Here is a 22,171-nt window from a genome sequence, read left to right as displayed (position 1 = left end):
GCTAAATCCTAAAAAAATTAGTAAATAACAAATCAACAGCCTGTGCCTACCACCCTTTCAGGCGTTTAATATAAGCGGTAAGCTCATTAGCAATCAATTCATGTTCGGCCAGATCGGGGTGGGTACCGCAACCACTCCAATATCTGCAGGAAAAGAAATACCGGCTTACTTTTTTATCGCCCCTATTATTTACATAAGCTGTGATGGTTGTCAGATAACGCTGCAGCACGGCTGTAAGTTTGGCGTCAGCCATGGGGCTGGTAAGGCAAACAATGTCAGCATCAGGATATTTTGCGCGGAGGGTATCAATAAATTTAACGTAAGTACTGCAAAACAAGGTTGAATCCTGTACACCGTCATTCTGACCAAGGCATACGGTTACCACATCGGGCCGGTAGCGTTTAAAATCCCAGGCCAGTGAATCATTACGGAGGTAAAGTTTATCATATACCTGCGGCATCACCACCTTCATATCGCAGCAACTGTGTACCAGACCTATGCCTGCAACCGAGGTAAGCTGCCATTCAGCATCCAGGTTGCGCGAGGTTCGGGCGCCGTAACTCATGTAAGCATTGTGCTGATCGTACCACTCCCCCTTATCGCAGGGCACTGCCGAAAGATCCATGCCTGCGCCGCTGGTTATCGAATCGCCAAAGTATTCGATTTTATGTTTAGACTGATGTTTAAGCGGCAGCAATTGTGCACAACGGATGCCCGCAAATTCAATATAACCAATGTGCGTTTCGGTATCCTTGCAAATTAACAGGGTGTTTGCACCATCATTAAGCAAACTATCCGGAATAGCAATTACATTTGTTTTTCCGGTGGTTTTAATGCGATAAGGCCTTTTATCGTTAACCACAATCTCTAAATAATTATGGCTTTTGCCGTACATTACCTCATCGTTAACCAGCACTTCGCATTGTTTGCCTTTAAAGCGGGCCAGCATATAAGCACCGGCCGTCCACACGCGGGGAGCCCGCGGGTTAGTCATTTCAAAGCGGCCTACGTACTTTAGTAACGGGTTATCGGCCGTAAAAAGCCTTAACTGGTTGTTTTGGGCAGATGCAAGCTTGCTAAACAATATAAATAGCAGAAAAACGTAGTGTTTCATGGTGCAATAAAATTAGCCATTAGCCGGCTTGCACACTAATACTTTTATAGCATAATGAAGTACCGGCCATCTATGTCAAATATCCGGAAATAAAAAAGGCTGCCTCCTTATAGAAGCAGCCCTGATATATATGCTGAATTTTTATTAATTACTGCTGATTGGGGTTTTGATCGCTATCGCCACCGTTATCTTCCGGATCATCAGATGGGGTGCCTACAATTTTGTAAGCTTTATTGCCATTCTGCTCGGTTTCCTGGTAGTAAAAACCATCAGGCGATACAAACAGCTTTTCGCCGTTTATTTTAATCTTCCTGCAATCGGGAGGCAACTGGCCTACAATATCGCCAATTTGCGGGCCCTGATCCATGGTGTCGGCGCCGCCATTACCCTGATCGGTATTTAACTCGCCATCTTTACCGGCAATTACGTAAACAGTGGTTCCGTCATCTTTGGTATATGGCTGGTAGTAAACGCCGTTTAACTCATAGTACTGTTCGCCGTTAATGGTGATTGATTCGGCACCAGATGGCAGGCTTTTAATTTCGGCACCTACCGGTGGCTCAACCACGGTGTATTGATCATTGTACTGGCGGTAGTACAAACCATCCGAATAGTAATACTGATAATCGCCCCACCAGAAAGGATAATAGCCATAAGGTAAATAACCAATGCTAAAACCTAAACGCGGATAGTAATTTGACCAATAGTAGTTACGATATGGATAATAATAGTGGTTACCAAAATAACCACCGCGGCCACCGTAACGGCCACCATAGTAAGTACCCGGGTAAACCCTGCGGCCGCCATAAGCGTAACCACCGCCACGGTAAAATGTACCGCGACCGCCGTTATAAGCGCGCCTGTCGACAGTGGAATAACCACCGCGGCCTATGCCGCCATATACTGTACGACCGGTGCTGCCATAACTACGTTGCGGAGCAACAGCCGAGCCATTAGGCCTGATACCATAACTGCCGCGCCCGCCGTACTGGCCTGATGACGGGGCTATTGAACCGCCGTAACTGCCACGTGGGCTGCCGCCGTAACTGCGTGATGGGGGTGCTATAGCCTGGCCACCACCAATTGAAGGAGCAGGGCGTGAAAAACTTCCACCCGAAGGACGGGAAAAACTTCCACCACCTCCGCCACTACTACCGCCTCCGGATGGGCGCGAACCGCCACCTCCGCCGCCTCCACCACCGCTACCGCCACGAGATCCACCACCGCGTTGTGCATCGGCATTAAATGCTAAGGATAAGCTCAACAGGCCCCCCAAAGCAATTGTTAACAGATTTTTATATGTCCTTTTCATGATGAAAGATTTTTTAACTGATCAGCATGGTGTTTTTTGCTGATATAAATATATAGACTATTAAATGTTTAAACGGTTTAACGCGTTTTTAATTATTTTTTATTCAAAAAGCCCGCCAATATTAACTATACGTACCGGCAGCTTGTTTAGCTACTCCAGATCTTCGGCAATGAACAAAAAAGATGGTTCAAACTGCAGGGTAAAGAAACCATCATGCGTGGTTTTGTACCTGTTGCTACCAAGCGCTTCAAGGCCACTTGTGTTTAAACTTGTGGGCTGAGATAGTAATTCAATGAACTCATTTGCGGGTTTCCATTTGCTGAAGCCTGAATTAACCGGGTAGATCTTTTGGGAGCCTTTAAACACCACCAGGTTTATCTTATCGGCATACAACTCAAAATTGCCGGGTTCAAAATCATCAACAACTACATTTACCGATGGATAGTTGTTTTGAACCAGGTATTTTAAGGCCGATACAGTTGCCCCATCTTCGCCAACCGGCACCAGCTTTACGTCCGATTGCAGATCTGCTGTATCGTTGTCACTTATTATCCAATCAACCTTTATTTCAAGCGCGTTCAGCTTTTCGGCAGTATCAATAGTGCAAATAACAGTAGGGCTCCACTCCAGCAGCTGGCCCAGCATCTCCTCATCAAAAGTATCCATACTTAAAACCAGTAAAGCAGGTTCCTGTTTTTCGCGTACTATATGATGTGATGACATTGCTAATGTAGATGGATGAGATGAATATTAAATGAAAATATAAAGATGGGGTTTTTATTGGGATTGGATGTAGAAGAGGTGTTTTATGACCGTAGTATAATAATAACGGTCACCTTTTTATTAACCATGTATTAATAGGAGATAAACCAAACTATGAAGAAGCTGATTTTATTATTTGCGCCCATACTGCTCACGGGCTGTATTATGGATTACACCGACTATCGGATGTCTGTTATCAATAACTCGCAGGCTCGTATTGCGGTAGAAGTGAGTAATGATACAACCAAACGTACCAACAATGAAATTGCCTACTATATTTCAGAAAGCATAGCGCCCAGTGATACTTCTTTGATAAGCAAATCGGGAGAAAATGCCTGGCTTGAATATATTAAACAAAGCAAAAGTAAAAGTTTGTATATCTATGTTTTCAGCACCGATTCATTAGCCAAATACCAAAGAGGCGGCGCGGATATGAGCTATCTGCCCGGGAATAAAAAGTACCTCAAACGGTTGGAATATTCGCTTGATGAATTAACCGCAACTAATTGGCAAATAATGTATAAGTAATCCTACTGCTAATAAAGCTTCCTGTAAAACTCTTTAACCTTCGTAGCCGGATCGGCAACAAGATTTATGGCCGACGATACGGCTATGCCATCTACGCCCGTTTGAAGCAGATTTTCTACATCGCCCAATTGAATTCCGCCAACAGCTATTACCGGAATTTCAATGCCCAGTTTCTCCAACTGGCGGTAACCGTTAAATCCTATTGGGATGGAGCCGTCCGGTTCTTCGGTTACAACAGATGCGAAAGGGCCATAAGCATAATAATCAACCACGCCGGTGCTTTGCAATTTTAATAGTTCATCGGTATCAGCAGCCGATACACCGAGGGTTTTATCCTGGCCGATAACCTTGCGGATGGTGGGCAGATCGGCATCGGTATCGTCAATATGTACACCCTGGGCATCAACCCGGTCAATCAGGTCGTAGTGGTTGGCTATGATAAGGGTTGCTCCCCACTCGTCACATATTTCGGCTATTTCGTTTATTTCATCCACCAGCTCGTCTTCGGGTTTGGTTAGGCAACGGTATTGAATCCAGTTGGCGCCGGCGCTGCAGGCCATTTGCACCTGCTGTATGTGGCTAAAGCCAGGGAGATCATGCGTGAGGTAATGAAATTTAGAAACGTATTTTTTCATTGTTAAAATCCAAAAATCGGCCTGAAATATAAAGTCCGAAAAACTACAAAGAATCTTTCGGACTTTAACGTAAACCGGGCCTGCCGGGATCAATATTATTTCAACATTATTTTAAAACTTCGCTGATGGTTTTGCCAACATTACCGTTAGGTGCCTGGATATGCAATAATGAGGCAATAGTGGCCGAAATATCCGTCATGTGGGTTTGGCGGGTAAGGCTGCCGTGTTTAATGCCCCAGCCCATAAATACCAACGGGATGTGCGAATCGTATGGGTTCCAGGTGCCGTGGGTGGTGCCGGTTGGGCCGCGATCATTAGTACCATGACCGGTGTACCATGCCGGTTTCAGGATAATCTGTACGGCACCGCTATGCTCTGCATTATAACCGTTAATGATCATGCTGCGCAAATCATCAGGAATATTGGCAGTTTGTACCCTTTGCAAATCGATAGCGTAAGCTACGCCCGGTTGTTTTTGCAGGTAAGCAATGCAATCCTGTTTAATGGCTTCTTCGCTTGCACCTGATTTTTGCAGGGCGGCGTTGTTAAAATTAACCTGGTAATTATCCATGCTGATGATCAGGTTATTGATCTTGTATTTATCACTAATCATCGCATTCATAGCTTTTGCGGCCTGGCTATCGTCCCAAACACCTGCCGGTATTTTATGATCTCTTAAAAAGTTAGGGTTATGGGCAGCACCATGGTCGGCACTTAAAAATACGGTGTAGTTGCCTTTACCTACTGTTCCGTCCAAATAATTAAAAAACGCGGCCAGATCCTGATCGAGCCTTAAATAAGTATCTTCAGCTTCAACCGAGTTAGGGCCAAACTGGTGACCAACATAATCTGTTGATGAAAGGCTTACGGCTAAAAAGTCGGTTACGGTGTTTTTACCCAGCTTTTCACCTTCTACGGCAGCTTTGGCCAAATCCAGCGTCATGGTATTGCCGAAAGGGGTTGAACGGATCATGCCGATACGGCCTTTGTACAATTCGGAAGTTTTAACAGGCAGGGTGGGCGTTGCTGCGCCATAAAATTTACCTTCATAACGATCGCTGTTATCCGGCGCGCTTTGCACATAGGTACTGATAGGGTACAGCGGGTTCCAATCCTGCTTCAGGTATTTTTCGGCAATTTTTTGATCATTGAACGATTTTACCCATACAGGCAAATCGTTCATATAATAAGTGCTAGTGATCCAGTTACCGCTGGCATCATCAAACCAGTAAGCTGCATTGGCCGAGTGACCGGCAGGCAGGATTCCGCCGCGATCTTTCAACGCAATACCAATAACTTTTGAGCGGAAATTGGTAGCCAAACGCAACTCATCAGTAACAGTAGAAACCAGCAAATTGCGGGGCGACATCTGCCCTGCTTTTGAAGTACTGCCAACAGCTACAACGGTACTATCATCAGTGCAATACATTGATTTACCGGTAGCCTGGATAATAAAATCATTACCCACTATGCCGTGGATAGCCGGGATAGAGCCGGTGTAGATACAGGTATGGCCCGCGGCTGTTACGGTTGGGATATAATCGATATTGGTGTTTTCGCAGGTGAAGCCCTCGTTTAGCATCCGTTTAAAACCGCCCGATTGATAACGGTCATAATAACGGTATAAGTAATCCCAGCGCATTTGGTCAACCACTAAACCAACAACCAGTTTAGGGCGTGGTACTGATGCTGATGCCGGGGCAGCCGGTGTAATCGCTTTCTTTTTTTGTGCCGATACCGAAACGGTGGCCAGGGAGAGGGAAATGAACAGCAGATGTTTAAACTTCATCGCGAAAAATATTTTTTTATTGCGCCAAATATCAGCAAAGCAATTAAAATGCAATATGATGTTTTTGTTAAGCGTGGGGATTGTTACAAAGGCCCCCGCCCCCTGAAGGGGGTGCTTTTGAAAGCCGCATATAAGCACCCCTTCAGGGGGCCGGGGGGGCTAAAACGTAAGCAACGAATGCTGCCCCGCTGTGTGCATATCCCGCCATACCTGGTTAATCTCGGTATCCGGGTTAGCCGCCGATAATCCGCAATAGGTATAAAGCTTATCTACACTATCGCGGGATATTTTGGCCAGCTTGCGGCTGATTACGCTAACCTGATCCAATCCGTTATCATCGGCCGATTCAAATCTCGTCCAACTATTATCCACAGTTTCGTAAAACTCAGCCCTGATTTCATTTAATAAGATAGTCTGCTCGGCCAATAACTGTTTGATATATTCTTTCTGAGGATCTGTTAACCTCGGATTTCTCATCCGCTCATCAAAAGCAGGCCCGCACAGATCGAGAAAATGTACCGCGAGGCCAGAAAGGTTAGCGGCCAGTGTGGCTTCGGCTAATTGCAAAAAGGGATAGCGATATAAAAGCGCATCGGTCACGGTATATTCCGGATCAATTTTAAAACAGCGGTTTTTATCTACATATAAATCTTTAACCTCGTAAGCATCGCTGCCCGTAGCCATCATACCAACGTATTTCCACGCCGGGAAAACGCGTACATCCTTTTTATCAAAAACAAAAGGTAAAATCAACGGCTGCCCATCGTTATTTAAAACAGTTTCATCGCCGTTTTTAATGATGCAGTTGGCGGTGATGTGCGTTGCATGATGCGCCCCGCTGGCGTATTTCCAGGTGCCATTAATAGTGTAGCCATCGCCGGTGATAGTGGCTGTGCCGGTAGAAGCGCCGCTTCCGGCAAAGCATAACTGTGGGTTGGTCATGATGTCTGCAGCAAATCCGGCATCTAAAAACCCACCAAACCAGGCAGCGCCCGCGCAAAGGGTTACCACCCAGCCAAGGCTGCCGTTGGCCCAGGCCAGGCTTTCTTCTAATCTTACCATTTGCGGTAAATCCAGTTGCAAACCCGAGTAAGCCTTCGGCGCTAAAAATTTAAACCAGCCCTGCTCATAAATCAACTCCAGTTGTGATGGTTGCAGCTTCCCGGCTTGTTCAGCTTCGGGAGCAGCTTTGCGTATAATATCAACCCATTCGGGTTTTAAGTTTTGTGATGGATGCATTTTTAATTTTTTTTGCTTAAAGCAAAAAGCTGAATGCAAAAAGCTTTTTCATATAAGCTTTAAGCTTTTCGCTTTCGGCCTTCAGCTTTTTAATTACGCTTTAAGCTTTAAGCCTTCGGCTTTCAGCTTTTTAGCCCACTCAAAATATCCCCAGATAGCCACCATAAACAGGAAAATAGTTAGCATGGCAAATAGCGGCAGCTTTTTATAAAACAGCAGCGGCACCGCGAAAAAGTTAGAGATATTCAGAAAAATCCAGTTTTCCATTTTGCGGCGGGCCAGCAGCCACATGCCCGCCCAGGCGGTTGATGATACCAAAGCATCCCAGCCCGGCACATTTGATGGGGTGAAATATTTAGCGGGCAGATTTTTAATAAGATAGTAAAACACTACCCAACCTATTATACTGATAGCTAAACTAATTACCCACTCGTTTTTGGTAGAATAAGTGATTTTTACCGGTGGCTCATCGCGCTTTTTAATCCAGTAAATCCAGCCGTAAAAGCTCATTACAATGTAGTAGCCGTTCAGTATCGATTCGGCATACAAATGGACTTCCATCAGCAGGAATATGGATATGGCCGTACCCAGTATACCTGCCGGGTACAGCCATATATTATTAACGCGGGCCAGCAGCACTTCGGTAACACCCAGCGCAACGGCAAGCCATTGCAGCCAGGTAGTTTCCTTAATTTGTTCTATGAACAGATCCAGCCAGTGTTGCATGATTTTGCCTTTTAAAATCCTAAACTTAACGAAGCCATAAAGTTGCGCGGCGCCTGCGGGAAGTAGTAGTTATAGTTAATAACATGCCCGCCCTCAATATCGGGGTACGTAGCGCCATTGCTCTCATACTTCTCGCTGAAAATATTATTAACCTGCAGGCCAACAGTTATGTTTTTAACCGACCGAACGCTGAAGCTGTACCTCAGCCTTACATCGTTCACAAAAAAGCTGTTCAGCATGCGGTTGGCAGCATAAGGGTTAGCAGCGCTTTCGGGCGTTACATTAAAACCCTGCGGATTGCGGTTCATGGTATTATCCAGGTACTGCTTGCTTGCATATTTGCTCAGGAAAGCAATTTCGCCGCCTTTAACAGGGCTGTAGCTGATGGTGCTTGAACCGGTAAGCGATGGCGAATAGGCGATATCGGTTTTAGCGAAAACCTGCTCGGCCTGCGTTCCATCATCATAATTGTTAAAAAACTGGTGGTAGTTTTTGATTTTGTTGGTGCTCCAGGTAGCGGTTAGGCCCCAATTTAGCTGACTGGTTATTTTTACCTTCCCGCTAAACTCCAAACCTGCACGGTAGCTATCCTTAACGTTGGTACGCACCGCGCTGCCTACATCATTCAAGGCACCGGTTAATACCAGTTGGTTTTTGTACAGCATATAAAAAGCATTCAGCTCACCACTAAAAACAGACGAGCTAAAGCGATAACCCGCCTCAAAATCTTTCAGGTTTTCGGCCTTTGGGCGGTTTTGCGGCGGCGATTGAACGTAGTCGTCGCGATTGGGTTCGTGGTTGCCTACCGCGAATGAGGCGTACACATTACTGCGATCGTTAAACTGGTAAGTAACACCGGCTTTAGGGTTAAAGAAATTTAACTGTGCTGTTTGCTGCGCGTTTTGCTGATATTGATCAATACCGTAGAATGAGTAATTAATATGGCGGTATTGCATATCGGCATAAATTAAAAACTTATCTACGTGCCACTCGGCCCGGCCAAAAATATTGAAATCTTTTTTGTCGGCCTCATTGCGGTAGTACTCGTAGTTAGGGCTTACGCCAATGCTTTTTTCGCTGTAAATAATATTGCCGTAGTGGCCGCCCCTATATTCGTTATAGGCACCGCCTAAGTTAAAATTCAGTTTGTTGGTAGGCTGATATTTTAAGGCATAGGTAACGCCGTAAAAGTTATTGTTAAGCCATTGGCGGCGCACAAGGTTGGTATTAGTAAGCGTATCCGTGCCGTATATTACAGGTGTTAAACCATAATCGGTAACACTTTCGCCGGTGTGGTTGTAGCCGTCTTTGTATTCCTCATAAAAGCCCTCACCGTGGGTATAATGCAAAGCACCGCTGAAGGATAGCTTATCCGAAAACTTTTTATCGTACAATAGCTGGTAATGGTTTTGCAGGTAATCGTCAACCTGATCTTTGTAATAGGCATTGTTGCCCATATCACCCAGTTCGTTGTAGGTACGATTATCCGGGCGGGAATCATCGCCAATTACATAATCGGCAACACCATTCCAGGCCTGGTAAGTACGCTCGTGGCCCGAAAATATATTTACCCTTAAAGTGCTGTTATCGCCATAATAAGCAGCGCTCACGAAAAACGATTTTAAACGGGATGATGCGCGGGCGATATAACCATCTGAGCGGATTCTCGATAAGCGCCCATCTAAACTAAACCTGCCGCCAAGCAAACCTGTACCGGCGCTCACCGTGTTTTTCAACGAACCGTACGAACCAGCCGAGTTATCCAGCTGCGCATATGCCGTATCCCTGCGGGTAGCAGTTTGCACGTTGATACTACCGCCAAATGCGCCTGCGCCATTGGTTGAAGTACCCACACCACGCTGAATTTGCAGGTTATTGATAGAGGAAGCAAAATCGGGCAGATCGACAAAGAATGCACCCTGGCTTTCAGCATCATTAAGCGGAATACCGTTAACCGTTACGTTAATCCTCGAAGCGTCCGATCCGCGGATGCGGATGCCTGTGTAACCAATACCTGTGCCCCCGTCAGAGCTGATCACTACCGATGGTGTCTGGTTCAATAAATAGGGAAGGTCCTGGCCAAAGTTGTTTTTCTCCAGGTCTTTTTTGCTAAGGTTGGTAAATGCCGTTGGCGAGTTTTTACCCGCACGGGTGGCGGTGATGGTAACCTCATCGGTGGTTAACGCGCCTGCGGTTAAGGTAAAGTTGAGGGTCTGATCGGCTCCCAGCGCGGTGGTTTTGGTTAATGATTGATAGCCGATGTAACTTGCCCTCAACGTATAGTTACCGCTTTTTAAATTGTTAAAACTGTACTTACCGGCAGCATCGGTAACTGCACTTTGCTGCGGATTTAAAAGAGTGATGGTAGCGCCGGGCAATACTTCGCCGGCCTGGTTGGTAACCTTTCCCGAAATGGAAAGCTGGGCCGATGCCATAACAGGCAACAGCAGGGCCATTATGGCCACAATTAAATTTTTCAAAATGTGTTAAAACAAAATTGAGTTAAACCATCTGCACGCCAGGGTAAAGCGACAGTACACTTAACTTATTTACCTTTATCCCTACGCCGGCATTATCCGGATCAGGTGCAACCACCCGGTTCTTTTTAGCGAACCTGATGATATGGGTATGATCTCAGCCTGTCTTTCAGTTTGGTAAAACAACCTGCAGTTTGTTTTGCAACCAAAGCAAGGCACCCCTTGAGAATTGTATTGAGGGCAAAGATAGGTTTTGATTTGGGATTTCGGATGTTGGATTTCGGATTTATGAAGAAACAATCGTTTTTTTAGTGAATTTGTTATTAAAACATACCGGAGGTTGTTATGCACGCTAAGACGCAAAGCCTGTCTTTCTTTTTTGTGCATTGGCGTCTTAAATCTCATTACCCAACCACAAAAAACTTTGCGCCTCTGCTTCTTTGCGCGCTCAACCCTCTTAAACCATCCACAAAAAAACTTAGCGTCTTCGCGCGTGCTCAAAACTCTTGAACTATCCACAAAAAACTTCACACCAAAAAATCTTTGCCTGAAATAATCCAATTGAGATATTCCTAATCCACCCATACAAAAATCCCTTTTTAACCTCTTTATTGGCTTTTAAATTAACATGTTACTAAATTCGAAATCGAAAATCCGAAATCCGAAATCAAAAACTTACTTTAGCAAACTTTTTTATAAAACATTGTTATGCTTAGAACTCATACCTGCGGCGAATTAAATATCAGCCATTTAGGCCAAACCGTTACTTTATGCGGTTGGGTACAAAAATCGCGCGATTTGGGCGGTACTACTTTTATCGACGTGCGCGACCGTTATGGTTTAACCCAATTGATATTTAACACCGATACCGATGCCCAGCTACGCGAGAAAAGCCGCGAGCTTGGTCGTGAGTTTGTGATCCAGGTTACCGGTAATGTAATTGAGCGTACCAGTAAAAACACCAAGATCCCAACCGGCGAAATTGAGATAGTAGTAACTGCTATTGAAGTGCTTAACGCTGCCAAACTGCCTCCGTTTTTAATTGAAGACGAAACCGATGGCGGCGAAGAATTGCGCGCCAAATACCGTTACCTCGATCTGCGCCGTAACCCTATCCGCAGCAACCTGGTGCTTCGCCACAAAATGGCGCAGGAAGTGCGCAAATACTTAGATAAGCTTGATTTTATTGAGGTAGAAACCCCGGTACTGATCAAATCAACCCCCGAAGGCGCGCGCGACTTTGTGGTGCCAAGCCGCATGAACGCGGGCGAGTTTTACGCCCTGCCACAATCGCCCCAAACATTTAAACAATTACTGATGGTAAGCGGTTTCGACCGTTATTTCCAGATCGTAAAATGTTTCAGGGATGAGGACTTACGTGCCGACCGCCAGCCGGAGTTTACACAGATTGACTGTGAACTTTCATTTGTTGAGCAGGAAGATATCCTGAACATTTTTGAAGGCCTTACCCGCCACCTGTTTAAAACCGTAAAAGGTATTGACCTTGGCGAGGTGCCGCGCATGCTATACGCTGATGCAGCACGATTATACGGATCAGACAAACCCGACCTGCGCTTCGGGATGGAGTTTGTTGAACTGAACGATATTGTTAAAGGTAAAGGTTTTGGCATTTTTGATAATGCCGAACTGGTTGTTGGTATCAATGCCAAAGGCTGCGCCAATTACACCCGCAAACAAGTTGATGAATTGACCGAATGGTTAAAACGCCCGCAAATTGGCGTAACCGGCATGATATATTGCCGTTACAACGAGGATGGCACCCTGAAGTCATCTGTAGATAAATTCTATAACGAAGATGAGCTTGCCAACTGGGCCGCCGCGTTCAACGCCGAAAAAGGCGATTTAATGCTGATTTTGGCTGGTGGTACAGATAAAGTGCGCAAACAACTTAACGAGCTGCGCCTGGAAATGGGTAACCGCTTAGGCCTGCGCGATAAAGACACTTTCGCGCCACTTTGGGTTATCGACTTCCCGCTATTGGAGTGGGACGAAGAAAGCAGCCGTTACCATGCCATGCACCACCCGTTCACCTCGCCAAAACCGGAAGATATTGCCCTATTGGATACCGAACCGGGAGCCGTGCGCGCCAATGCTTACGATTTGGTGATTAACGGCACTGAAATTGGAGGTGGTTCTATCCGGATACATGACCGTGCTTTGCAAGCCCTGATGTTTAAACATCTTGGTTTCTCGCCGGAAGAGGCACAAAAACAATTCGGCTTTTTGATGGATGCCTTTGAATATGGTGCGCCTCCGCATGGTGGTATCGCCTTTGGTTTTGATCGTTTGGCATCGATATTTGCCGGATTGGATTCTATCCGCGATGTAATCGCCTTCCCTAAAAACAATTCGGGCCGCGATGTGATGATCGATTCGCCGTCAACCATTGCCGAAGCACAAATGGCTGAGCTAAAAATTAAAACAACGGTTTAAATCAATCCAAAACATAAATTAAGCCTCCTTTATAGCAAAGGGGGCTTTTATTTGCATTACAGTTATGAAAAAATATCTTTTATTGCTAAGTGTGGTAATTGCGGCGTTCATTAGCTCATGCGATAACTCGGTAAAGGTAAAACAGGAAAAACAGGCTGCTACCGATGATTCGCTGATCCGTGTTTACCTCAAGGCCAACCCACAAATCAAGGCGCAAAAACATCCTTCGGGCATTTATTTCCAGATCTTGTCGGAAGGTAAAGGCGAACATCCTAACGAAAATTCGCTGGTTACGGTAAACTACACCGCCGCCATGCTGAATGATATGGTGGTTGATAAAGGCAGCGGTTATTCAAGCTCGCTCGACAGACTGATTAAAGGCTGGCAAATCGGCATTCCTTTGGTAAAAGAGGGCGGCAGTATCTTGCTTATCGTACCATCAGGACTTGCTTATGGCGGTAACGGCGTTGGCCGCATCCCTGAGAATGCAGTACTGGTTTTCTCTGTCGATTTAACAGAATTTAAGTAAAAGCACCAAAATAATATATAGCTTGTAGCGTTTAGCTGCTTTTAACCGTCAGGTTGATTAGCATATATATAACTATTAACTAATGAAGAAATTCCTATTATTCGTATTCGCGCCGCTGGTGATCCTCGCTTCATGCTCAAAAGACAAATTCGATGCCTCCAAACAGGCAGCCACAGATGATGCAGCTATTAAAGCCTATATCGGCACTGATACCGCTTACCATGCTACTGCAGATGGATCTGGTGTTTATTACAAAATTGTAACCCAGGGCACCGGTGCAAAACCAACACTTTCATCTACTGTTAAAGTAACTTACAATGGCAAACTGCTTAACGGCACCTCGTTCGAGTCGGGAACCATTACCCAGCCATTAAGCGGCCTTATTCCCGGCTGGAAATCAGGCTTGCCTTATCTTAAAACCGGCGGGCGTATTATTCTGGTTATCCCATCAAGGGCAGGATACGGTAACAATGCGGCCGGCAGCATTCCCAAAAATTCTGTTTTGGTATTTACAATTGATTTGCTTAGTTTGAGCTAAATCTAACCCATACTATTTTAATCTAAAATGAAAAGAACCCTGTTTGCATTGCTGTTTGCCTCATCGTTGATGCTTACTTCGTGCCTTAAAGATAAATCGCCCGATCCGAAGGAGATTGCTTTAAACGAGGACGGTAATATCAAAAATTACCTGGCCGCCCATCCCGAAATCAGCGCAACCAAAGATACCTCAGGGGTTTATTACCAGGTTATCAGTCCGGGGTCGGGCACGCACTCGGGTCCTAACGCTACCATAACTATTGATTATTCGGGGCAGTTGCTTAGCGGCGTTACTTTTAACGGACAAACCGATTATAAAGGCAAATTATCGGATCTGTTAAGGAGCTGGCAAATCAGCATCCCGCTGATAGCCGCCGGCGGCGAAATTTTGATTATTTCGCCCTCGCGCCTTGCTTACGGCACCGCCGGCACAAGCCAGATTCCGCCAAACTCGACAGTGATATTTGATATCAAGCTAAAAAAAATCGAGCAATAAAAAACCAAAGGCCATCCCCAAAAGATGGCCTTTGCTGTTCTAACGCAAAACAAAACACCTTTTGCCTTTAGCCTTTAACCTTTCGCCTCAAAAAAACTACCTTTGTACCGTGAGCGAGAAAACCATACTTAAACTGCAATTACCAACCGACCCGCGCTGGGTTAAAAACGTGGTAGAGAGCAATATTGAAGAGATATTGACCGATCATGCCTTTTGCGAACAAAAAGCTGCGAGTAATGCGATAACCCTCATAGTTCAAAACCCAAACCTGAGCGAACTGGTGCAGGAAATGGCCATGCTGGTGCAGGAAGAGATGGACCATTTTAAACGCGTACACGATATTATTTTAGAACGCGGATACATCCTTGGTCGCGAGCGCAAGGACGATTATGTGAACGAGCTGCGTAAATTTATGATAACCGGCGGCGGTCGCGAAGCGCAACTGATAGATCGCCTGCTGCTTTCGGCCATGATTGAAGCCCGCAGCTGCGAACGCTTTAAAGTGCTTTCAGAGAACATTAACGACCCGCAACTGGCCGAATTTTATCACGAACTGATGATCAGCGAAGCCACCCATTACTCAATGTTTATCCGCCTGGCAAAAAAGTATGCCGAAGAAATTGATGTTGAAGCCCGGTGGAAGCAGTTTTTAGAGTATGAGGCTATCGTGATTCAGAATTACGGTAAGAGTGAGACGATACATGGGTGAGGTGGAGGTCCGGAAGTCGGAAAGTCCGCAAGTCCGAAAGATTATTGTGTTGGGGCAATTTACCTAATAATTTTCTGTTTAAATTTTTGCTTGCGGACTTTCCGGCTTACGGACTTGCGGACTAAAGAAACTCATCCATACAAAACCACAAATCACCGATACCCGCTTTTATTGCTGTAACATAATGCGTTATTTTACATTATGTGGCGTTTTAAAGCATTTTCGGTTATTATACATATTGCGGGCTGGTTGTTGTTCATGGCCTTTCCGCTGGTGTTTTTAAACAGCCGGGGGCAAAACACTACTATCGTTACTTTTTTACAGGAGCCTGCTTACTGGTTGTTTTGCCTTACCTACATCGCGCTGTTTTACAGCAATGCCTACCTGTTTATTCCTAAGTTTTTTATTACCAAACGATACTGGATCTACAGTGCCATAGTTATTGTTTTATTAGCATGTGTTTTTTTACTCCGCCCTTTTGATAAACTGCTGAGGAGTACCGAGGCCAATCGCTGGCTACGGAACCGCTTTGATATGAATGCGCCGCCACCATTTAACGGTCCGCAATTTGGCGACAGCACCTTTCGTAAATGGGATGGTTTTAGGCAGCCACCGTTTACACAGGATAGTACCGCCCGCTTCTTTCGTCCGGGTTTCAGGCATCGCCAGCCGCTGGATAGCACCAGTTTGTTTATATTTTTGATGATCATGGCCTTGAGCACGGCCATTATAACTGTACAGCAATGGCAGCAAACCGAACAGCGGGCCGCCCGCGCCGAGGCTGATAAAACCAGCGCCGAGCTCTCATTTTTGAAAGCGCAGATCAATCCACATTTTTTGTTCAATACGCTCAATAATATTTATACGCTTGCCGCCATTAAGGATGATAACGCTGCCGATAGCATCATGAAGCTATCAAACATTATGCGTTACGTTACCGATGATGTTACCGAGGATTTTGTGCCCCTGCAAAGCGAGGTGGATTGCATCAGCGATTATATCGAACTTCAGCGCCTGCGCATAGGTAGTAACACCAAAGTTAATTTTGAAGTAATTGGCGAAACAGGCGTTAAAAAAATAGCGCCGCTGGTTTTGATGACTTTTGTTGAAAACGTGTTTAAATACGGCGTAAGCAAGCACGAACCATCCCAAATAGATATCACCATCAACATAGGCGTGCATGATATTTCATTTTATTGCAAAAACCGGGTGTTCGCGGTACAAAACAGTGATTATCAGCGTACGGGCATCGGCATAAAAAATACCATACAACGATTGGAACATTTATATCCTGGCAGGCATTTGCTCAATATCAGCAATACAAACAATCAATATATTGTACAGTTAACCTTACAAACATAACCATGGTGCTTAAATGTATAGCAATTGATGACGAACCGCTGGCCCTGCGATTGATCAGCGAATATGTTTCCCGCTTTCCCTCCCTGCAACTGGTAAAAACTTTTGAAGATGCAATTTCGGGTGCCGAGTACCTGAAAACAGCGCAGATCGACCTGCTTTTTGTGGATATCAATATGCCCGATATTACCGGTATCGACCTGGTGCGTTCGCTGAAGGACAAACCGATGGTAATATTCACCACGGCCTACAAAAATTTTGCGTATGAAGGGTTTGAGCTTGAGGCGCTTGATTATATTTTAAAGCCGATAGATATTAAACGCTTTACAAAGGCAGTAGAAAAGGCAGTGGATTACTTCAATTATAAAAATAAAACCACCGTTGAAGAAACCGACGAAAGCCTGTACGTATATTCAGAATACCGGATGGTGAAGATAGAGCTAAACACCATCGAGTATATCGAAAGCATGGAGGATTACATCAAGATCCATATCACCAACGACAAAACCATCCTTACTTTGATGCCGTTAAAAAAGGTGCTGGAAAAACTGCCATCTACTAAATTTCAGCGCATCCACCGCAGTTATATTGTGCCCGTAGGTAAAATCCGCTCCATCCTTAACCGCAAGGTACAGCTTACAGACGCTGAATTGCCGGTAAGCGAAAGCTATCTTGATTTTGTAAGGAACTGGAAGCAGCGGTAAGTCTGAACCGGGATTTGGGGGGATTTGTCAGAATTGGAATTTTAAAGAATTAAGGAATGATCAGCATATAAAAGCAAATTCGAAATTCTGGTTGTTACGTCCTCACGGCAGCGTGTTCGTGCTTGTCTGAACCTGAATTTATGGAATTTAAGAACCACCCGAATGCAAATCAAATTCAAAAAATTCTAATAATTCCCCCAAATCAGTTCAGACAAAAATCGGTGTAATCCACCAAAATAAATCCCAAACCGAACATCCGGATTCCGAAATTCCCCCGGTTAACCCACACAATCTCCCCGTTTATCGACACATAATTGCCCGCCCAAAAGGCAACACGCATCTTTATATCATTAAACCAGTTATCAAACCCCGATGATTGTTTTAATACCCCTTTTCATAATAGTTGCGATAGTAGCGTCTGTATGTGTGGTACATGCAGGCGCTTTTTTAAAAGTATAAACCCTTGAATGCAAAAGCACTGATTCCCCTGTTTGGTGGCTTTCTACTTTCTTTTTCAACTTCTGCGGCAAACGCTCAAAGCCTTGGCGATCCGGTGGTAAGCATCACTTTTGGTGCAGGCAGTTCAACACATTCGGGCGCTTTGCCTGCTGATTCGGGCACTACGAGTTATACCTACAGCAATGCCGATTTTCCGCAGGATGGTTCATACACAATCGAAAACAGTACTGCAGGTTCGGGCAGCGTATGGTGGTCGGCAACAGATCATACCGGCAATACCGGCGGTTATATGATGGTTGTGAATGCCAGCGTATCCAAAACCGATTATTTTTATAAACGCACAGTTAAGGGGCTTTGCTCCAATACCAAATACCAGTTTTCGGCCTGGATAGTCAATCTGTTGCGGAGTAATGATATCAGCCCGCCCAATATCACCTTCTCTATCGAAAAAACAGACGGTACCGTTATCGAAAGCAATAATACCAACACCATACCCCGCACAAGCGGCAATTATCAATGGATACAAAAGGCTTTTAATTTTACCGTACCCGCGGGCGTAAGCGATATCGTGATCAAAATGACCAACAACAGCGCAGGCGGCGCACCTGCTAACGATTTGGCCATTGACGATATCACCTTCAGCCCTTACGGGCCAGATATTTCGGCCAGTTTCAGCAGCACCGGCTCAAGTATCACAGCCTCGGACTGTGCTGATGTACCGCAAACCTATACCCTCAGCACCGGCATCCCGGCCGGATACAGTGTTTTATGGCAATCGCGCATCGGTAACGGGGCGTGGAGTGATCTGCCTGGTGCAGCCGGCAGTTCATCTACCTATAAAATAACCTCGCCCACCGCGGCGGGCACTTATTATTACCGGGTGGTAACGGCTCAATCGGGCAATATTAATTCGGCGTATTGTCGTTCGGCTTCTAATGTGCTTACTTTAACAGTTGGTTCAGCGCCGGTAGCAACGGCAACTGTAAATACACCGGTTTGTGCGGGCACAACATTATCGTTTAGTGCATCGGCTGGTGTTAGTTATAAATGGACGGGGCCTAACGGCTTTACATCAGCCTTGCAGTCGCCCGCAATTACCCCTGTTACAACAGTCGCTACCGGCACTTATTATGTTACCATAAAGGCATCATCAGGTTGCGAGGTAACAACGCAGGTTAATGTTACCGTAAATGCACAGCCTGTAGCAGTAGCCGATGTTGTTGAGCCAATTTGCGAGGGTAGTTCAGTAACGCTGCATGCCGGCGGCGGCTCAACCTATTTATGGTCGCCGGCAAAAGGTTTATCGGATGTTAATATTGCCAATCCGGTTGCCAGCCCTGCCGATACCACGCTTTATACGGTAACCGTAAGCAACGGCACCTGTACCTCCACGGCAACCGTACAGGTGAATGTGCTAAAAAAACCAATAGCCAATGCCGGGCCCGACAGGTACATAACGCAAGGGCAATCAACAACACTAAACGGCAGCACCGAAGGCACCAACGTAAGCTATTACTGGACACCTGCCGATAACCTGAGCAGCACACTTGAACTGAAACCCACCGCCACACCAACCGAAGACATTACCTACACTCTGCACGTAGTATCAAACGAAGGTTGCGGTGATGAAGCTACCGACGAGGTGTTTGTTCGCGTTTACAAAAAAGTAACTGTGCCGAATACCTTCACCCCCAATGGCGATGGCGTGAACGACACCTGGAATATTGAAGCGCTGGACACCTACCCGACTTCAACCACGCAGGTTTTTAACCGATACGGCACACTGGTTTACAAAAGCACCGGCTACCCTAAAGCCTGGGACGGCACCATCAACGGGCAAAACATCCCCGGCGGAACCTATTATTATGTAATTGATTTGAAAAACGGGAAAGTGATGAGCGGCTGGGTGATGGTAGCGAGGTAGTTTTAAGTCTTAAGTAGAGAGTTTTAAGTTCAAAGTCTATACAGGGGAGACCAGGTATTTTCAATTCCTGGGTGAGACTTTCGGACTGCGGACTTCAGACTTCCGACTTTAAAAATCCCACCACATTCTGCAAATAATTATCCATCATATCAATATCTACCACATCATTCAATAAGCCGATATGCATATCCGGGCGGATCATAAGCGCTTTCTTTTGGTTTTCTTTTACCGCAAAAGCATCAAAAATATGCTGATTTTTTGTAGATGGCGGCAGGTAGAAAAAATTGAGGCTGGCGCCGTATTTTTGGGTGATCCATTTGGCAACGGTAAATAAATCCAGTTCTTTGAGTTTGCCGAGGCAGATGAGCGTGAAACCGGGTTTACTGCACCATTCGTGCAGATCGGATTCCTGCTGGCGTTTTTCGTCAAATACTTTGAGATAAGGAAGCCTGTCGCCGGCTTTTATTTGGATTGATTGGCTCAGGTGCAGGCTGATCTGGCTATCGCGATAGCCGATGCCTGTTTGTGATACCCGTTTAAAAAACATATCGCGCAGTTTGGGTTTTGCCCAAACCCATTTTAGCAGTACGGGCATCAGCCACTTTTTTAACAGGTTAACAAACCAGTTTTGCGACAGGATGATTTTAAAAAGCCTGTCGGTAGTGCTTAACAGCTCTTTGGCCACCGGCATCCGCTCGGCGGCGTAGCTTTCTAAAATGGCTTCGCCCAATTGTCCGTTAACAACTCCGGCCATTTTCCAGGCTAAATTATAGGCATCCTGCAAACCGGTATTCATGCCCTGCCCGCCAACCGGCGAGTGGATATGCGCGGCATCGCCAATCAAAAAACAACGTTGCTCCCTGAATTTTTCGGCTTTGCGATGATGCAGCCTATAGGTTGTGAACCATTTTAGCTGCTCAACCGTTACGGATTGATGCATTACAGCTTCTAAATGCGGCAGCACATCATCAATCTGCAGGTTTTCTTTCGTGTCGAAAGTTTCAGGAAGATTGCCCACCAAACGGTAGTGCTGTTCATCAGGCATCGGAAAAAAACCTGCGAAGCCTTTTTTCGACAGGAACAGATCGACATAATTACCCAGTTTACTGTCAATCTTAATATCGGCAAGGTAAAACTGGTGCGGATAGGTATCACCGTTAAAGGGAATATTGAGTTGCTTACGCACTATGCTATGCGCTCCATCGGCACCAACAAGCCATTTGCAGGTTATAGTTTGAGTTTCATAGCCGCTTTGCAGTTGCAGGCTAATCTCGTTTTTACTTTGATTGAAGGAAGTTAATGATGTATTCCAATAAACCGGGCAGCAGTTAAGCGTTAAAAAATCAAGCAGCAGGCGCTCGTTTTTGCTTTGCGGATACATCTGGATAAAGGGGTAAGGCGTTTGCCCTTCGCCTACATTGGCCAGTGTTAGGGTGCTAACTTCACGGCCTTCCTGGTTAAACTTGGCGCCACCGGCCTGCTTACCGTCCGCCAGCACTTTATCAACTATGCCCATTTGCCGGTAAATCTCCAGCGAGCGGGCCTGTACAGCCAGGGCTTTTGAGTGGCTGGTTGGCCCCTGCCTGCTATCAATTATAACAGGCTGTACACCATAACGCAAAAGCTGGGCGGCCATCATCAATCCCGATGGACCGGCACCTACAATCACTATATCGGTATGCTGCTGGGTGATGGTCATTTATTGCCGTGGTACAGTAAAAATATGGTTGGGCGTTTGTGCAGATCGGGCACTTTTTTTTGCCAGTCGGCAATGGTTTTGGTTTGTACAAACTCGGTTGCAGCAGTCAAATCGGTTGCTATGCAAAGCTTTGTTTTTGGATTGGCCGATTTCAGGATCTCTTCCAGCATAGGATTATTACGGAAAGGCGTTTCGATGAACATCTGCGTTTGATCCAGCTTTATCGCCTGGCTTTCCAGTTCTTTGATCTTCTTGGCCCGCAGCACTTTATCAATAGGCAGGTAGCCATGAAAAGTAAAGCTTTGCCCGCTAAAGCCCGAAGCCATCAGCGCCAGCAAAATAGAGCTCGGGCCAACCAACGGCACAACTTTAATACCCATGCGGTGAGCCTTATCAACAATATCGGCACCTGGGTCGGCAACGCCGGGGCAACCGGCTTCGCTCATCAGGCCAACATCATTACCTGCCTGCAGGCCTTTAAAAAATTCGGCGTTAGTGGTTTCGCGGTTGTGTTTGCCATAGTCATGAATAACCAACTCGCTTTGCGGCGTTTTTAAACCGGCCTCCTTTAAAAAGCGGCGGGCGGTTTTTTCATTTTCCACAATATACTCTTTAATACTGTTGATGGTATCAACAAGATAGGGGGTAAATGATTTGGCAGCCGCAGCATCGGCCAGCGGTACGGGGATTAAATAAAGCGTTCCATAGGGCATATTGCA

Annotated in this window: 19 protein-coding genes; 9 read left to right on the top strand and 10 right to left on the bottom strand. The window is 45.7% G+C overall.

Annotation, left to right across the window (positions count from 1 at the left end; translation table 11 throughout):
• Nucleotides 1-46 precede the first annotated feature (46 nt).
• The 3 genes from HYN43_RS26380 to HYN43_RS26370 form a co-directional block, all read right to left on the bottom strand.
• Nucleotides 47-1,114: an SGNH/GDSL hydrolase family protein gene (locus tag HYN43_RS26380; RefSeq protein WP_119406855.1), complete on the bottom strand. Its 1,068-nt coding sequence runs from the start codon at nt 1,112-1,114 to the stop codon at nt 47-49.
• 148 nt (nt 1,115-1,262) lie between these two features.
• Nucleotides 1,263-2,426 carry a DUF6515 family protein gene (locus tag HYN43_RS30530; RefSeq protein ID WP_162996636.1) on the bottom strand — a complete coding sequence of 388 codons (1,164 nt, stop codon included), beginning with the start codon at nt 2,424-2,426 and terminating at the stop codon, nt 1,263-1,265.
• A 150-nt stretch (nt 2,427-2,576) separates the two neighbouring features.
• A complete protein-coding gene (locus HYN43_RS26370; protein WP_119406854.1) occupies nt 2,577-3,149 on the bottom strand; it encodes a thiamine diphosphokinase in 573 nt (190 codons plus the stop codon).
• Between the two features lie 153 nt (nt 3,150-3,302).
• On the opposite strand from HYN43_RS26370, the gene HYN43_RS26365 reads away from it, so the two are divergent.
• A complete protein-coding gene (locus HYN43_RS26365) occupies nt 3,303-3,716 on the top strand; it encodes a hypothetical protein (RefSeq protein WP_119406853.1) in 414 nt (137 codons plus the stop codon).
• 8 nt (nt 3,717-3,724) lie between these two features.
• On the opposite strand, the gene HYN43_RS26360 is transcribed toward HYN43_RS26365, so the two are convergent.
• The 5 genes from HYN43_RS26360 to HYN43_RS26340 all read right to left on the bottom strand — a co-directional run bounded on the left by HYN43_RS26360 (nt 3,725) and on the right by HYN43_RS26340 (nt 10,585).
• On the bottom strand, nt 3,725-4,351 hold the full coding sequence (locus HYN43_RS26360) for a thiamine phosphate synthase (protein WP_119406852.1): 627 nt from the start codon (nt 4,349-4,351) through the stop codon (nt 3,725-3,727).
• Between the two features lie 106 nt (nt 4,352-4,457).
• The gene (pafA, locus tag HYN43_RS26355; RefSeq protein WP_119409135.1) at nt 4,458-6,140 is read right to left on the bottom strand and encodes an alkaline phosphatase PafA; all 1,683 of its coding nucleotides are present in this window, start codon (nt 6,138-6,140) and stop codon (nt 4,458-4,460) included.
• Between the two features lie 159 nt (nt 6,141-6,299).
• Nucleotides 6,300-7,379, bottom strand: coding sequence for an acyl-CoA dehydrogenase family protein (locus tag HYN43_RS26350; RefSeq protein ID WP_119406851.1), 1,080 nt, complete (start codon nt 7,377-7,379; stop codon nt 6,300-6,302).
• A gap of 93 nt (nt 7,380-7,472) precedes the next feature.
• Nucleotides 7,473-8,105: a nicotinamide riboside transporter PnuC gene (gene pnuC, locus HYN43_RS26345; protein WP_119406850.1), complete on the bottom strand. Its 633-nt coding sequence runs from the start codon at nt 8,103-8,105 to the stop codon at nt 7,473-7,475.
• Between the two features lie 11 nt (nt 8,106-8,116).
• Nucleotides 8,117-10,585, bottom strand: a complete 2,469-nt coding sequence (locus HYN43_RS26340) for a TonB-dependent receptor (RefSeq protein WP_342633820.1) — start codon at nt 10,583-10,585, stop codon at nt 8,117-8,119.
• Between the two features lie 705 nt (nt 10,586-11,290).
• On the opposite strand from HYN43_RS26340, the gene aspS reads away from it, so the two are divergent.
• From aspS to HYN43_RS26300, 8 genes are all read left to right on the top strand, one after another.
• A complete protein-coding gene (gene aspS, locus HYN43_RS26335) occupies nt 11,291-13,036 on the top strand; it encodes an aspartate--tRNA ligase (protein WP_119406849.1) in 1,746 nt (581 codons plus the stop codon).
• Nucleotides 13,037-13,100: 64 nt separating this feature from the next.
• A complete protein-coding gene (locus HYN43_RS26330) occupies nt 13,101-13,565 on the top strand; it encodes an FKBP-type peptidyl-prolyl cis-trans isomerase (RefSeq protein WP_119406848.1) in 465 nt (154 codons plus the stop codon).
• An 82-nt stretch (nt 13,566-13,647) separates the two neighbouring features.
• Nucleotides 13,648-14,103 (top strand): FKBP-type peptidyl-prolyl cis-trans isomerase, encoded by a 456-nt coding sequence (locus HYN43_RS26325; RefSeq protein WP_119406847.1) that lies wholly within the window; start codon nt 13,648-13,650, stop codon nt 14,101-14,103.
• A 27-nt stretch (nt 14,104-14,130) separates the two neighbouring features.
• Entirely contained in the window at nt 14,131-14,598 is a 468-nt protein-coding gene (locus HYN43_RS26320) for an FKBP-type peptidyl-prolyl cis-trans isomerase (protein ID WP_119406846.1), read from the top strand.
• Between the two features lie 109 nt (nt 14,599-14,707).
• Nucleotides 14,708-15,307: a MiaE family protein gene (locus tag HYN43_RS26315; protein WP_205589831.1), complete on the top strand. Its 600-nt coding sequence runs from the start codon at nt 14,708-14,710 to the stop codon at nt 15,305-15,307.
• A gap of 201 nt (nt 15,308-15,508) precedes the next feature.
• Nucleotides 15,509-16,669 carry a sensor histidine kinase gene (locus tag HYN43_RS26310; protein ID WP_119406845.1) on the top strand — a complete coding sequence of 387 codons (1,161 nt, stop codon included), beginning with the start codon at nt 15,509-15,511 and terminating at the stop codon, nt 16,667-16,669.
• Between the two features lie 2 nt (nt 16,670-16,671).
• The gene (locus HYN43_RS26305) at nt 16,672-17,370 is read left to right on the top strand and encodes a LytR/AlgR family response regulator transcription factor (RefSeq protein ID WP_119406844.1); all 699 of its coding nucleotides are present in this window, start codon (nt 16,672-16,674) and stop codon (nt 17,368-17,370) included.
• 463 nt (nt 17,371-17,833) lie between these two features.
• A complete protein-coding gene (locus tag HYN43_RS26300; protein WP_119406843.1) occupies nt 17,834-19,753 on the top strand; it encodes a T9SS type B sorting domain-containing protein in 1,920 nt (639 codons plus the stop codon).
• Nucleotides 19,754-19,847: 94 nt separating this feature from the next.
• On the opposite strand, the gene HYN43_RS26295 is transcribed toward HYN43_RS26300, so the two are convergent.
• The gene (locus HYN43_RS26295) at nt 19,848-21,452 is read right to left on the bottom strand and encodes an FAD-dependent oxidoreductase (protein ID WP_119406842.1); all 1,605 of its coding nucleotides are present in this window, start codon (nt 21,450-21,452) and stop codon (nt 19,848-19,850) included.
• Complete coding sequence (locus HYN43_RS26290; protein WP_119406841.1) at nt 21,449-22,165, bottom strand: SAM-dependent methyltransferase; 717 nt, start codon at nt 22,163-22,165, stop codon at nt 21,449-21,451. The genes HYN43_RS26295 and HYN43_RS26290 overlap by 4 nt, the downstream gene beginning before the upstream one ends.
• Between the last annotated feature and the right edge of the window lie 6 nt (nt 22,166-22,171).

Origin of the sequence: Mucilaginibacter celer, from assembly GCF_003576455.2 — a bacterium.
In the GTDB taxonomy this organism is placed as follows: Bacteria; Bacteroidota; Bacteroidia; order Sphingobacteriales; family Sphingobacteriaceae; genus Mucilaginibacter; species Mucilaginibacter celer.
Note: the sequence above shows the minus strand (reverse complement) of the source record. Positions and strands in the feature narration are given on the sequence as shown.